The sequence below is a fragment of the Sphingomonas sp. Leaf407 genome, from assembly GCF_001425385.1.
GTDB lineage: Bacteria > Pseudomonadota > Alphaproteobacteria > Sphingomonadales > Sphingomonadaceae > Sphingomonas.
This window is the reverse complement of the sequence record NZ_LMQO01000004.1, coordinates 14,133-27,160: the sequence shown is the minus strand read 5'-3', so window position 1 is coordinate 27,160 and position 13,028 is coordinate 14,133. Positions and strand designations below refer to the sequence as shown.

At 68.3% G+C, this 13,028-nt stretch carries 10 protein-coding genes; 2 read left to right on the top strand and 8 right to left on the bottom strand.

What is annotated here, in order from left to right; translation table 11 throughout:
- Positions 1 to 22: 22 nt before the first annotated feature.
- Positions 23 to 2,050, bottom strand: a complete 2,028-nt coding sequence (locus ASG37_RS12520; protein ID WP_055760694.1) for a TonB-dependent receptor — start codon at positions 2,048 to 2,050, stop codon at positions 23 to 25.
- A gap of 100 nt (positions 2,051 to 2,150) precedes the next feature.
- On the opposite strand from ASG37_RS12520, the gene mntR reads away from it, so the two are divergent.
- Positions 2,151 to 2,582 (top strand): manganese-binding transcriptional regulator MntR, encoded by a 432-nt coding sequence (gene mntR, locus ASG37_RS12515; RefSeq protein ID WP_055760690.1) that lies wholly within the window; start codon positions 2,151 to 2,153, stop codon positions 2,580 to 2,582.
- Positions 2,583 to 2,637: 55 nt separating this feature from the next.
- Here mntR and ASG37_RS12510 read toward each other — a convergent pair whose 3' ends face one another.
- The 5 genes from ASG37_RS12510 to ASG37_RS12490 are packed head-to-tail and all read right to left on the bottom strand — an operon-like array spanning position 2,638 to position 9,767.
- Complete coding sequence (locus ASG37_RS12510; RefSeq protein ID WP_082448428.1) at positions 2,638 to 4,599, bottom strand: TonB-dependent receptor; 1,962 nt, start codon at positions 4,597 to 4,599, stop codon at positions 2,638 to 2,640.
- On the bottom strand, positions 4,596 to 5,363 hold the full coding sequence (locus ASG37_RS12505) for an ABC transporter ATP-binding protein (protein ID WP_055760687.1): 768 nt from the start codon (positions 5,361 to 5,363) through the stop codon (positions 4,596 to 4,598). Before ASG37_RS12505 ends, ASG37_RS12510 begins: the two co-directional genes overlap by 4 nt.
- Positions 5,363 to 6,397 (bottom strand): FecCD family ABC transporter permease, encoded by a 1,035-nt coding sequence (locus ASG37_RS12500; protein ID WP_055760684.1) that lies wholly within the window; start codon positions 6,395 to 6,397, stop codon positions 5,363 to 5,365. Before ASG37_RS12500 ends, ASG37_RS12505 begins: the two co-directional genes overlap by 1 nt.
- Positions 6,394 to 7,566, bottom strand: a complete 1,173-nt coding sequence (locus ASG37_RS12495; protein ID WP_055760680.1) for an ABC transporter substrate-binding protein — start codon at positions 7,564 to 7,566, stop codon at positions 6,394 to 6,396. The genes ASG37_RS12500 and ASG37_RS12495 overlap by 4 nt, the downstream gene beginning before the upstream one ends.
- The gene (locus tag ASG37_RS12490) at positions 7,566 to 9,767 is read right to left on the bottom strand and encodes a TonB-dependent receptor (RefSeq protein ID WP_055760678.1); all 2,202 of its coding nucleotides are present in this window, start codon (positions 9,765 to 9,767) and stop codon (positions 7,566 to 7,568) included. Before ASG37_RS12490 ends, ASG37_RS12495 begins: the two co-directional genes overlap by 1 nt.
- Positions 9,768 to 10,022: 255 nt before the next feature.
- Between ASG37_RS12490 and ASG37_RS12485 the strand changes: the two genes are divergently transcribed.
- Positions 10,023 to 12,266 carry a TonB-dependent receptor gene (locus ASG37_RS12485; RefSeq protein ID WP_055760675.1) on the top strand — a complete coding sequence of 748 codons (2,244 nt, stop codon included), beginning with the start codon at positions 10,023 to 10,025 and terminating at the stop codon, positions 12,264 to 12,266.
- Positions 12,267 to 12,343: 77 nt separating this feature from the next.
- On the opposite strand, the gene ASG37_RS12480 is transcribed toward ASG37_RS12485, so the two are convergent.
- Both ASG37_RS12480 and ASG37_RS12475 read right to left on the bottom strand, forming a co-directional pair.
- On the bottom strand, positions 12,344 to 12,730 hold the full coding sequence (locus ASG37_RS12480; protein ID WP_055760672.1) for a type II toxin-antitoxin system VapC family toxin: 387 nt from the start codon (positions 12,728 to 12,730) through the stop codon (positions 12,344 to 12,346).
- Positions 12,727 to 13,005, bottom strand: coding sequence for an AbrB/MazE/SpoVT family DNA-binding domain-containing protein (locus ASG37_RS12475; RefSeq protein ID WP_268795746.1), 279 nt, complete (start codon positions 13,003 to 13,005; stop codon positions 12,727 to 12,729). The genes ASG37_RS12480 and ASG37_RS12475 overlap by 4 nt, the downstream gene beginning before the upstream one ends.
- Between the last annotated feature and the right edge of the window lie 23 nt (positions 13,006 to 13,028).

Here is a 13,028-nt window from a genome sequence, read left to right as displayed (position 1 = left end):
GACGCGGCGAGGGTCTTGTCTCTCACATTCGCAGTTTGATCCCGAGCCGGACCTGCCGCGGCTCGACTGCCCGACTATGGATGCCTTCCACGCCCCCCGGCGCTTCGCCCGGCAGACGCGATGCGTAGAAATAATCGGCATCCGCCCGCCGGGTGTCGAACAGGTTCAGGATGTCGATGCTGGCCTCGGCCGTGCCGAAGGTGCGGCCGACACGCGCATTGGCGACCGTCGTGGCCGGTCCGCGCACGCTGTCGTCCTCGATCAGCGGACGCGGACCGATGCGCCGGACCCGTAACGCACCCTGCCACACGCCGGTCGCTACTGTGACGCCCAGCGAGGTAGCCGATTCTACCGCATTGGGAATACGGTCCGCGCCCGGCGCACCGACGAAGCGCGCGTGGTTGGTCGCATGGATCGCGTCGATCGACAGCCAGCGCAGCGGACGGACGTACAGCGTCGTCTCCCACCCCCGGCGACGGCTCGGGCCGCGCGGTTCCACGGTGCCGCTGTCGCCGAGGAAGACCAGTTCGCCGTCCGAGCGGAGCCACCAGCGGTCGATCGTCAGCACCACGGGGCCGCGCTCGATACGGGTGCCGGCTTCATATCCCGTGCCCCGGACCAGTGCGGGCACCGGATCGCGCTGCGCCACGACGGCGCGCGCATCGTTCGAATGGAAACCCTGTCCGTAATTGGCGTAGAGCGCGATACCCGGCGCGACGGTCAGCGCGGCGCTGGCCTTGGGCGTGACGATGGTCGCCCCGGTTTCGCCGTCGACCGCGCTGCCGGCGCGACCGATTGAGCGGAAGCGGAAGTGATCGGCCCGCGCCCCGCCGGTGATCGTCAGCGGCGCGACCGGTTGCCAGCGTGCCTCGGCATAGCCGGACACCGCCGTCTCGCGCACGTCGGCGAGGCTTCGCGTGACGATCCGCCGCCCCCGTTCGGTCTGGTAGAAGCCGAGATCGTCGATCCGGTCGGTGCGGGCGTCGGCCCCGACCGTCAATTGCAGCCGGGTGCCGATCGGCACGCGGTGTCGCACCCGCCCGCCATAGGTCCAGCGCCGCTCGGTCTGCTGCAACTCGTCGCCCCGTACCGGATCGTCGAGAAAGAAGGTGAAGTTGGACAGGAGATCGAACCCATATCGCTGGGCATAGGCCGATACGGCCGTCCGCTCCCCGTCGATCGACAGCGTTGCGATCCGCCGCGACGTGCGCCCGCGCAGGAACGGGTCGAGCGTCCCGAAACGATCGGGCAGCAGCGTCCCGATCGCGCGCACCGGCACCTGCTCGGTCGGGCGCCATGTGGCGTCATAGCTCGACAGACTGGCGCGCAGCGTGCCGAGGCTGGTCGCCACCGTATATTTGGCGAAGGCGCCGGCATGGCGCAGCCGCTCCGGCAAGGCCCAGACACCGTCGTTCGCCTTCAGCTCGCCCGCGAGGACGAGATCGCCGCCCACGAACGGCACCGATCCGACCCCCGCGATCCGGCGATAGCCATAGCTTCCCGCCTCCAGCGCGATCGAGGGCGGCGCACGGTCGAGCGTCGTCATCGCGGCCGCCGCGACGAGCGAAAAGTCACCGTCGCGCGCGTCATAAGGTCCCTTGCGATAGTCGATCCGGTCGATCGTCTCCGGGATCAGGCCGTTCAGGTCGAGATAGCCCTGCGCATGCGCCTGCGTCGGCAGGTTCATCGGCACGCCGTCGAGCGCGATACTGAAGTCGGTGCCGTGGTCGAGGTTGAAACCACGGATATAATATTGCGCGGCCTTGCCCCCGCCGGAATGCTGCACGGCCAGAAGGCCGGGGACGGCCTCCGCCACTTCGTTGGTGCGCAGCAACGGGCGGGCGCGAATGTCATCGCCCGACACCGCACCCGCGCTCGCGGCCCGGTCGCGACCGATCCGCCGTTCCCCCCGTGCGGTGACGACGATGTCCGGCGCGGCCGGTGGATCGACCGGTGCCGCATCGCCGGAGCGCGCGTGCGTCGGGGTTTCCTTGTCCGGCATCGGCGCAAACGGTCCGGCGGTCGAAACGCCGAAGGCCAGGCCCAACATCGCTACTACGCTCACCGGAATATCCTCATGCAACAGATATTAGCCAAAGCTAATTTTGATGCAAGATGGATGCAGCCCGGCAAAACTGTCATGATGCCGCATGACCGACGATGCACAGCGCCGTGCCGCCGCCTTTCGCGCGACGCGGGAGGCCCATGCCACCGAGATGGCCGAGGATTATGTCGAGCTGATCGGCGACCTGATGACGCAGTTCGGCGAGGCGCGGCTGATCGATCTGGCGGCGCATATGGGCGTGTCGCAACCGACCGCCGCCAAGATCGTCCAGCGGCTCAAAATACTCGGGCTGGTCGAGAACCGCCCCTATCGTGCCCTTTTCCTGACCGGGGAAGGGGAGGCGCTGGCCGCCCGTTCGCGTGCCCGCCATCACGTCGTCTCGGACTTCCTGCTCGCGCTCGGCATCGACCCGGAAACGGTCGCGATCGATTCCGAAGGGATGGAGCATCACGTCAGCGACACGACATTGGCGGCGATGCGCCGCTTCGTTGCGGACCGGAATGGGCCGACGACGTAGGACGGGGCTTTCGGCATTCCGGCCCCCGGCTTCCCACCCGTGACGATCATCGGCGTCACAGGTCGATCGTCAGGTAGGTCGAAATGACGCGCCCCGGAATGATGCGATAGGCTCCGGCCCCTTCGAGGTCGAAGCCGCTCGCATTGCCGACGTTGCTCATCTGCAATCGCAACGTCGCATCGCGTTCCGACAGCCGGAACCGGAACCGGGCACCAAGATCGACGAGGGTACGCGCCGGAATCGAAACCCGGTTGTCGCGCGTCGCGGGCAGGCTGCCGACATGCGACACCCCCGCGTCCAGCGACAGACCCTCCGCCACCGGCGGCCGCCAGTCGAGGTTCAGGTCGAGCGAGCGCGTCGGCAGACCGACCGGTCGTCGCCCCACCCGGCCCAAGGCCACGCCCTCGCCGGTGACGCGGGGACGCAGCACGACACCGCCCGCCACCACGTTCAGGCGCGACGTCATCGCCCCCGCCGCCGAGAACTCGATTCCCTGGCTGACGACATCGCCCAAGAGGTCGAAGCGATTGCTGGCGTCGAGATTATAATAGGATTTGCGCAGGTCGAAGACGCCCGCGACCAGCTTGATCGTATCGGTCAGCCGGTATCGGACGCCGGCATCCACCTGTCGCGTCAGAATGGCGGGCAGGGGCTGGTTGCGGTTCATGGCATTGTCGGGCGCAATGCCGCTTTCCTCCAGCCCGCGCGCGTACCCCGCATAGAAGGCGAGGCGCGGTCCCGCGAAGCCCGCCACCGTCGCATTGTACAGCAGCGGCTGCGACCGGGTTTCGCGCGCGGCATCGCCCGGCGCTTCGAACCGCTTGCGGTACGCGGCGCGCGATAGGCCGAAGCTCAGTTCGCCGACGTCGCGCCAGCGGCCGTCATACGCCACGCCATAGGTCAACTGGCGCACCCGGTCGCGGGTCTGCGCGGAAAAGGCGAAAACCGGTTCGGCCGCATCGAACCCTTCGCCGATCCGCGTGGGGCCATAGTCGAGATAGGCGGACCCGGCGTAGCGCTGCCGCCGGTCGCGGCCGCGCAGCGACAGATGGACGACATGCAGCCGCGGCCCCTCCGCCAGCGCGCGGCTGACCCGCAGTTCGCCCGAGAGCGAGACGAACCGGCTGCGCGGATCGGCGATGAGGAGCCGGTCGGCGCGACCGTCCGGCGTCAGATCGGTCAGCAGATGCGCGAAGGTCGACCGGTCGTTGTACAGCGAGCGGAACAGGCCGGCCCGGATCCTCCAGTCGCGCCATGGCGACAGCGTGGCGAGCACGCCCTGAAGACCGCCGACGCTATTATAGTCGCTCCATGCCGGGCCGTCATAGCGCCGCCGCGGGATGGGCGGGGGCAGATAGGGGCCGGCCGGGATATAGGTCGGCCCGGCTTCGTCGTCGATCACCTGACTGCGCGCCCAGAAGGGGATCACCTCGATATCGGGTGACGGCCGCCAGCGCAGCGACGCCGCCTCGTTATGCGACCGGTTGTGGGTGCCGTCGGCATAGCTGGTGCGCGACCCCTGCGCACCGAGCGCCAAGCTGAGGGTCGGGGACAGCGGCAATGACCCGTCCAGTTCCAGTCCGGCATTGCCATAGCTGTCACCGCTGACGAGGATCGACAGCGACTTGGCGTCGCCCGGCTTGCGGAAGCTGTAGTCGACGATTCCGGTCGGTGACGGAAAAGGATAGCCCTGCGCGGACAGGCCGACGCGGATCGACGTCGACTGACGCAATCGTTGGATCAGGGTGAGGAAGGGGTCGAAATACAGCCCCTCGATACGGACATTGCCCGCCGCGAAGGGTGAGAAGCCGCGCACGTTGGCGGAGGAATAGAGGCCGAGGCTCTCGCGCCCCACGCTGAAGCCGAACGCATCCTCGGCCTGCCGCACGGCATTCTCTCCCGCGCGGCCCGGCGGGGTCGGCGGGGCGGTCAGTTCGACCGGCACGGGGGCGACGGGCGCGTCCTGTCCCCATGCGGGGGCCGCGACGAGCGCCAGCGGGATCAGCGCCGCCTTCATCCGACCAGCTCGAACCGGCCGAGCGTGGGCGAGAAGCGGACGGCGGCGGTATCGAACGCGCGCCCGACATGGCCGGCGGCGATCAGGTCCGCCGCGCTGCCGACCGCCATCCCGCCATGGCCGTCGAGCAGCCACACGCTGTCGGCCAGTTGCAGCGACAGGTCGAGATCGTGGCTCGACAGCAGCACGATCCCGCCGGTCGCACGGGCGTGATCGCGCAGCAGCGCCATCGTCTCGACCCGGCCGGGCAGGTCGAGGAAGGCGGTGATCTCGTCGAGGATCATCAGCCGGGGCGACTGGGCGATAGCGCGCGCGATCATCACGCGCTGTCGCTCGCCATCGGACAGGTCGTCGAACAGCCGCGTGGCGAACGCGGTCGCACCGGCCCGTGCCAGCGCGGCGACGATGCGCTGCCGGTCGTCCGGGGTGAGCCGCCCCTGCCAACCGGTGAAGGGCTGGCGGCCGAGCGACACCACGTCGTCAACGCTCAGGCCAGGGCTGGCAGCACGCTCGGTCAGCACCACCGCCACCTGTTGTGCGCGCGTCTGCGGCCGCATCGCCGCGATGTCCGCATGCTCCAGCAGCGCGGCACCGGCAACCGCGCGTTGCAGCCCGGCGATGGTGCGCATGAGCGTGGACTTGCCCGCGCCGTTGCGACCGAGCACGCAGACGAAGCTGCCCGGCGGCACCGTGACGGCGAAATCGGCGAGCACCGTGCCGCGCGGCGCGCCATAGCCGACCGACAGCGTATCGAGCCGCAGCATCAGCGTTGTCCCCGCATCGTCGGCGACAAGACCAGCAGCGCGATCACCACCGGCGCGCCGACCAGCGCGAGCACCGCGTTGAGGTGCAGGAAATGCTGTTCCCACGGCGCATGGACGACGAGGTCCGCCGTCAGCGCCAGCAGCGCCCCCGCCAGCGCGCCGAGCGGCATCAGCGGTAAAATCCGCGCGGTGCGGGCGATGGCCCGCGCCAGATGCGGGACGATCAGTCCGACGAACGTGACCGGCCCGCAATAGGCGGTGACGGGCGCCACCAGCAGCACGACCGCCGCCAGCGTCAGGCGGCGCAATCGCGCGACATCGGTGCCGAGGCTTCTGGCATAGGTTTCACCCAGCAACAGCGCGGTTAACGGCTTGGCGTTGAACAGCGCCAGCGCCACCCCGGCGGCGACCGGCACCACCAGCATCGGCAGGTCCGCCGGGGTGACGGTCGCGAAATTGCCGTCGTTCCACCCCGAAAAGACGCGCCCGCCGACGCGATTGGCGAAATGCAGCACCACGCTGACGATCCCCTGCACCGTGAACCCCAGCATCAGCCCGACGACGAGCAGCGTGACCGTTCCCACCCGGCGCGCCAGCGACGCCATCGCCAGCGCGAAGCCGCCGATGCCGATCATCGCGCCCAGCGTGATCGACGGCCCTTCGAACGCGCGCAGGAACGCGATCGCTTCCGGTCCCGAAAAGGCGGCGGCCGTCACCAGCAGCGCGACGCCGAGCTGCCCGCCCGCCGTCAGCCCCAGCGACCAGGCATCGGCCATCGGATTGCGGAACAGCGCCTGCATCAGCACGCCGCCCAGCCCGAGTGCGCCGCCCGCGACGATCGCGGTGGCAACACGCGGCAGCCGCAGCCCGGTGACGATCTGTACGGTCGCCGGGTCGCCGTTCCCGGCCAGCGCGTGCAGCGCGTCGCCAAAACCGATGCCGATGCTTCCCCACGACAGCGCGAACACGCCCATGACCAGCACGGCGGCGAACAGCACCGCGCTGCCGATGGCGCTGCGCGTCCCCGGGGTCATCGCGGCACCTTCGTATCGGGGCGGATATACCGGAACGGCTCGGTCCGGAGTGCCGGATGCAGCATCCGCACGAGGTCGCCCAGCACCAGATCGGGCCGGATCACCGCCGTTTCGTAATAGTCGAACGCATCCGCCGCCGGCTTGTGCATCCCGTCGCCGGCGAACACGCAGCCCTCGCGATACGCCCTGAACCGGCGCAGCGTGGCGATGTCGCGATACGGGATCGAATGGGTGTCGCGCAGGATCCAGCAATCGGCGTCCGCGCCTTGCGCGATCAACTGTTCGGTCGAGATCCGGTTGAAGCTGTCCTTGCGCGGATCGTCCGGCCCCTCGAACAAATTGCGGCCGTTGGCGTCGCGCAGCAGTTTGGCATCGGCGTTGCGGATCGTCGGGTTCCACTGGTCGCCGCCGCCGAACCACGCGGCGATGACCGAGCGGGTCGGCTGCGCGGCGGCGGCGGCCTTGAGCACCGCGACCTTGCGCGCGACCATGTCGGCGAAGGCGTTCGCTTCCCGCTCGCGTGCCACCAGCATGCCGATCAGCCGGACGTAGTCGACCCGGCCCATGTAATCCGGTTCGCTGTCGAGGAAGATCGGCACGACCGGCACCCCCAGCGCCGCGATGCGCGGCATCGCGGCGACGCTCTTCATGTCCTCCATGCTCATCAACAGCACGTCGGGCTTCGCGGCGACCAGCGCGTCGAGGTCGGGCGGGCTGTGCCAGCCATAGCCGATCTGCCGCACCGCCCCCGACCGCACGCGAGCGCGCAACGCATCGTCCCACGACTTGACGCCGCCCACCGCCACCAGTCGGTCGTTGACGCCCAGCACCCTCGTGATCGCCTCATGGAACGCGGTGTTGCTGGCGATCCGCATCACCGGGGTGCGGATCAGCGTCGCGCCGGCGAGGTCGCCGGTCAGCGGCGGTGCCGTGCCCGTGCGCGGGACCAGCACGATCCGCTGGAACTGCTCCTCGCCCACCGCGTCGCCGCCCCAACCGACCACCGACGCCTTCAGGTCGACGACGCGGTAGCCATCACGTTCGACCACGCGGAAGGTCTTTGCGAAAGGTATCACGACGTCGCGTCCCGCCACCGGTCCGCGCGGCCCCGTCGCTGCAGGCCGGTCGCAACCCGCCAGCAGCGCGAGCACCAGCAGCAACACCCGCATCAGAACCCCGCCCGCAGCATCGCGCGGAACTGGCGCGGCGGTCCCGGCGTGGCATAGGTCGGGGTGGTCGTCCCGCCGAAGAAGAAGCCATAGCGCTCGTCCAGCGCGTTCAGCAGCGTGAGGTCGAGCGCCATTCCCTGCCAGCGCGGCGGCGCGATCCGGGCGCCCAGCGTGACCAGACTATAGCCGCCGCCTGCCACGCGATTGTCGGCGGTGATCCGGTAATCGTCATACCATTCGAGGATGCCGCGCGCCGACAGCCATGACGCGACCCGTTGCTCGCCCGCGACATAGACGATGTTAGGCGCGATCCCCGTCGGCGTCGTGCCGGACAGATCGAGCGGGCCGGCGAACTCCTGGACTACATAGTCCTTCCAGCGCGGCGCGACATGGGTGTAGCTGATCTGCACCGACGTGCCGTCGCGCGGGCGGATGTCGAGTGCCGCCTCCACGCCCTTGCTCTCATAGCGGTCGCCATAGGTGATGAGGTTCGATGGCTGGGTAAAATCGTTCGCCGCCGCCGGATTGGGGATGATCGAACGGCGGTTGCGCTGCGTCGACCAGAAGCCGGTCAGCGCGAAGCCGAGCGTGTCGTCCAGCGCGCGGCCTTTCCAGCCCAGCTCGACGCTGTCGAGCGTCGTCGGCCGCTGTTCGGGCCGGGCATATTGGTCGGCATTCCATTCGAACGTCGGCCCGAAGTTCGAATTGAACCCCCGGCCATAGGAGGCATAGACCTGCCCCGCGCCATAGCGCCACGACAGCGCCGCCTTGGGCGAGAAGGCGCTGGCGGTCGCCGCGTCGCGCGATCCGTCGAACTTGTCCGCGATGGGAAAGAAGCGCGCCTCGCGCCGGAACCGGTCGTAGCGGCCGCCGACCGTCAGGAACCAGCGGTCCGACAGGGCGATCTCGTCCTGCGCGAAGGCGGAGACATAGGTGGTGACGAGCCGGTTGCGGCTCAGCGGATCGTCGATGACGAAACACGGCGCACCCGCATTCGCCACGCCGCCGCGCACGTAATCGATCTCCACCGAATAGAAGGTGAAGCCGCAGGCGGGGGTGAAGCCGTTCTGCCCCGACCAGCGATTGTCGGCGCGTGACAAGGCGCGCTCGCCGGTCACGCCCGCGACGATGCGGTGCGCGCCCGCTTCGTAGCGCGCGGTCAGCTCGCCGTAAGCGACATCGAATTTCTGCGCGCCGTAGAAGCCGTTGATGCCGAAGATCCCGCGATCCGGGGCGAAGCCGAACGGGTCGTAGAAGTTCAGCCGGTTGTCGAAGTCGAACCGGCGATATTGTCCGGTCGCGGTCAGCGTCAGCGCATCGGTCGCGCGATGCTCGACGCGCAACGCGGCCAGCCCGCCCTCGACCACCGAACGCGGATCGAGATACCCATTGAACGCACGCCGTCCGCCAGCGACATCGATCGGCTGGCCCCGCGCATCGAGCGGCAGGACGCTCGGCGTCTCCGACCGGCGATCGAGGTAGGTGCCGTACAGCGACACGTCGGTGCGCGCGTCCAGCGACCACACAAGCTTGGCGAACAGGTTCAACTGCCGCCGCGCGCCATTCGCGCGCCAACCGCCGTAATCCTCGTATGCCGCCGTCGCGATCAGCCCCAGATCGTCGCCGATCCGCCGCGACACGGCCAGCTCGCCCCGGTAGTAATCGTCGCTGCCGCCGGTTGCCGTCATCTCGATCCGGTCGGCGCCCGGCGCGCGCGTGATATAGTTGACCGCGCCATAGAGCGCGCCGCGACCGTACAGCGCCGACGCCGGCCCCTTCACCACCTCGACCCGCGACAGGGCGGGGTAGGGGAGGATCCCCAGCGCGCCTTCCTCGTTCAGATCGAACGGCATCCCGTCGATGAGCGTCAGATAGCCCTCGGTCCCGTTCGATCCGCGGATCGAGACGTACGGAAATTCGTCGCCGTCGCCCTCGCCACGACGGAACGACACCCCCGGCACGCCGCGGAACTCGTCGGTTCCGAAGGTGAAGCCGTTGCGTCGCAGCGTGTCGATGTCCTTCACCGTCACGTCGGCCGGCACGTCGACCAGTCGCTGTTCGCTGCGCGTCGCGGTGACGACGATCTCGGCGCGGTCGTCGTCCTTATCCGCCGCCTGGGCGCGGGCAGGTGTTGTCGTTCCAACGATCGCCGCTACCGTCCCGCTGGCAAGCAACCGCCGTAGCAGGCGGATCCGCCCCATCCCCCTTCCCCTCATCACACCCCCAATAACGTGTCGTCTATCAACATTATGATATAACATAACTCGTATTGGCAACGGATAATTGACGATGCGAATATGTCGCGATCCGCGACCGATCGATCCTCGGTGATCGCCCTCCATTCCGGTCGTTCCCGCGCAGGCAGGCGAGCCGAAGCATGACCCAGTCAGATACCGTCTTGATTGTTATGTTATAACACGACACAGAACGCGCCCTCACTTGGGGGTTCGTTACCGATGTTACCTGATCTGATCCTGCTGGCCGTGGCCGCAGGAACCGCTTCCGCACAGCCCGAGCCGGGCAAGTCGCCGTCCACGATCGTCGTCGAAGGGCAGCGTCCCGAACCGGTCGATGCCGACCATCTGTCGAGCGCGACCGGCACGAGCATCGCCGGGGCCGAACTGGATCGGCGCAAGGCGCCGACTCTCGGCGAAACGCTGGCGCGGGTTCCGGGAATCCATAATGATTATTTCGGTCCGGCGGTCGGCCGTCCGACGATTCGGGGGCAGACCGGCGGGCGGGTCGCGGTGCTGATCGACGGCCTGCCCACGCAGGACGCATCGGGACTGGGCGCTGAACATGCCGCCGCGGTCGAACCGTTCCTCGCCGAGCGGATCGACGTGCGCAAGGGCAGTGCCGCCGTCCCCTATGGCAGCGGCGCGATCGGTGGCGCGGTGAACGTGATCGACGGCCGCATTCCGACGCAGCGATATGCGGGAGCACCGACCGGGCGGGCCGAACTGCGCACCGGCGACAATGTCGGCGTGACGACCATGGCCCGGATCGACGGCGGGAAGCGCGCGTTCGCATGGCATCTCGACGGGCTGTACCGCTATCAGGGGGATCAGGCGATCCCGGGTCGTGCGAAGGCGGATACCTGTCGGAGCTGGCCGTCACTCGTCGCGGCGACGCCGCTACAGGCGCTGTGCCAAGTCCGTCTGGCGCGGCCGACCTTTGTATTCGATCCCGCGACGCGACGCTTCGTCGACCGGACGCCGGTGTCGGGACAGATCATCACCAACCTCGATTCCGTGGGCGATGCCGACGGGCGGCTGCCCAACAGCGCGATCCGGACCACGGCGGTGACGGCGGGCGGCAGCGTGATCGTCGATGACGGATTTCTCGGCCTGTCGGTCGGTCGCTACGACAACAGCTATGGCGTGCCCGGCTTCACCCTCATCACGGCGTCGCGATCCGGGGCCAGCCCGATCGACGTGATGGTCGGGCAGACCCGTTTCGACCTGAAGGGGGCGCTGTATGATCCACTGCCCGGCGTCGCGGCGGTCATGCTGCGCGCGGCGCATGTCCGCTCACGCGACCGCGAACGCTTGCCCGATCGCGACTGGAGCCGGTTCGACGCCAATGGCGAAGAGGCGCGCGTCGAGATCGCGCATCGCCCGCTCGGGCCGCTCAGCGGATCGATCGGCGGGCAGATCGCCGATCGCAGCCTGCGTACCGTCGAGACGACCTCCTATCTGCCCAGCGTCGCCACGGCGGAGCGATCGGCGTTCTTCGCCGAACGGCTGACGCTGTCCCCGCTGACGCTGAGCGGTGGCATTCGCTATGACCGGATACGCTACGACCTCGACGAAGCCAGCGTGCGCGCCGGGCGGGGGCAGGGGGCGGCCTATGCCCGCGATGCCGGTTTCCACCTGCTGAGCGGCGATGCCGGCGCGCGGCTGTCGCTGTTCAAGATATTGTATCTGCACGGGCGCTGGTCGCACGCCGAACGCGCGCCGGGGATCAACGAGCTCTATGCCAACGGCAACCATTTCTCGATCCTGACCGAGGAACAGGGCGACGGACGGTTGCGCAAGGAGCGGGCGGAAACGATCGAGGCCGGCGGCGGGATCGACACGACATGGCTGTCGGCGGCGGTGTCCGCCTATCGCACGCGGTTCGTGGACTATCTCTATCTCGGCAATACCGGCATCTCGCGGACGCTGCCGGTGCGCGAATGGCGACAGGGCGATACCCGCTTCCGCGGGATCGAGGGGGAGGCGACGCTGCGCGCGACGACCGGCATCGGCCGGTTCGCGCTGCACGGTTTCGGCGATTATGTGCAGGTCCGCCCGGTATTCACCCTGCCCGACGGCTATAGCCCGTTCGCGAGCGGTGCGACGGCGGCGTTCGACCGCCAGTATTTCCGCCAGCGGCTCGACGGCGACCACCTGCCGCGCACGCCGATGTCACGTTATGGCGGCGATCTGGGCTGGGAAGCCGGCGCACTACGCGCCTCGCTCGGCGCGGTCCGCTATCTGCGGCAGACCGATGTCGCCAAGGACGAGCCGGTGTCGGACGGATTCACGCTGGTCGATGCGCATGTCGCCTGGCGCTTCGGCACGGGCGGGCGCTACGAGGCGTTCGCCGATGTCGCCAACCTGACGAACGCGGAAGCGCGGTTGCACAATTCGTTCCTGCGGCTGCGCGCGCCGCTACCTGGACGCGCCGTGGCGGTGGGAGTTCGCGCGGCGTTCTGACCCGTTGCCCCCGGCTTGCGTCTCGCATGCGGCCGGGGGAATAGGTTACTCTTCTTGATGGCCTATCGCCTGATGGCCTATCGGATGTGCTCGACCTTCAGATTTTTGACCCGAACCTTTTTCCATTCGCGATCGGCGGTGAGGGCAGGGACACCAAGCTGCACCGCCAGCGCAAGACAGGAGCGATCGCCAAGACCGCGGCCATATTGGCGCGTCTGGGAATGCAAGGCAGCGGCGACGTAGGCTGCCTCGACATCATGGGCACAAACATCAAGGCGAAGCTCGTCGAGCAATTCGCGGGTGGTGCCTTCGTCGAGACCGCTGAGCAGCAGTTCCTTGATGACCTCCTGCAGGTTGACCGCAGAAATCGCAGCACGCCCGATATGGGGTGCGACCTTGTCGGCGCCGGGTTCATCCCGGACCAGTGCGAGCACCGCAGACGCGTCGAGAACGACGGATGTCATTGTACGTCTCGATCCATTTCGCCAGATGTACCCTCACCTAGATCAGCGGCAGCCTCGACCTTTCGGTCCATCAGAAAGTCGTCGGTCGAGCGTGCCTGCTTGGCATGTTCCCGATAAAGCGCCTGGGCACGGGACACGCCATGCCCGATCGGGGACAGGCGGACCTGATCGTCCTCAACCGTGAGGATGACCTTCGCATCACCATGCAGACCCATCGCCTTTCGTACCGATGCCGGCAGGATCATGCGACCATTTCCGGCCACTTTTACATCCATGCTCCGTGTTGCCATTGCCAACA

What these genes read in the sequence shown, in the direction of transcription:
- ASG37_RS12520 (WP_055760694.1), bottom strand. Translation starts at nt 2,050, where the DNA reads ATGTTGGGCCTGGCCTTCGGCGTTTCGACCGCCGGACCGTTTGCGCCG.
- mntR (WP_055760690.1), top strand. Translation starts at nt 2,151, where the DNA reads ATGACCGACGATGCACAGCGCCGTGCCGCCGCCTTTCGCGCGACGCGG.
- ASG37_RS12510 (WP_082448428.1), bottom strand. Translation starts at nt 4,599, where the DNA reads ATGAAGGCGGCGCTGATCCCGCTGGCGCTCGTCGCGGCCCCCGCATGG.
- ASG37_RS12505 (WP_055760687.1), bottom strand. Translation starts at nt 5,363, where the DNA reads ATGCTGCGGCTCGATACGCTGTCGGTCGGCTATGGCGCGCCGCGCGGC.
- ASG37_RS12500 (WP_055760684.1), bottom strand. Translation starts at nt 6,397, where the DNA reads ATGACCCCGGGGACGCGCAGCGCCATCGGCAGCGCGGTGCTGTTCGCC.
- ASG37_RS12495 (WP_055760680.1), bottom strand. Translation starts at nt 7,566, where the DNA reads ATGCGGGTGTTGCTGCTGGTGCTCGCGCTGCTGGCGGGTTGCGACCGG.
- ASG37_RS12490 (WP_055760678.1), bottom strand. Translation starts at nt 9,767, where the DNA reads ATGGGGCGGATCCGCCTGCTACGGCGGTTGCTTGCCAGCGGGACGGTA.
- ASG37_RS12485 (WP_055760675.1), top strand. Translation starts at nt 10,023, where the DNA reads ATGTTACCTGATCTGATCCTGCTGGCCGTGGCCGCAGGAACCGCTTCC.
- ASG37_RS12480 (WP_055760672.1), bottom strand. Translation starts at nt 12,730, where the DNA reads ATGACATCCGTCGTTCTCGACGCGTCTGCGGTGCTCGCACTGGTCCGG.
- ASG37_RS12475 (WP_268795746.1), bottom strand. Translation starts at nt 13,005, where the DNA reads ATGGATGTAAAAGTGGCCGGAAATGGTCGCATGATCCTGCCGGCATCG.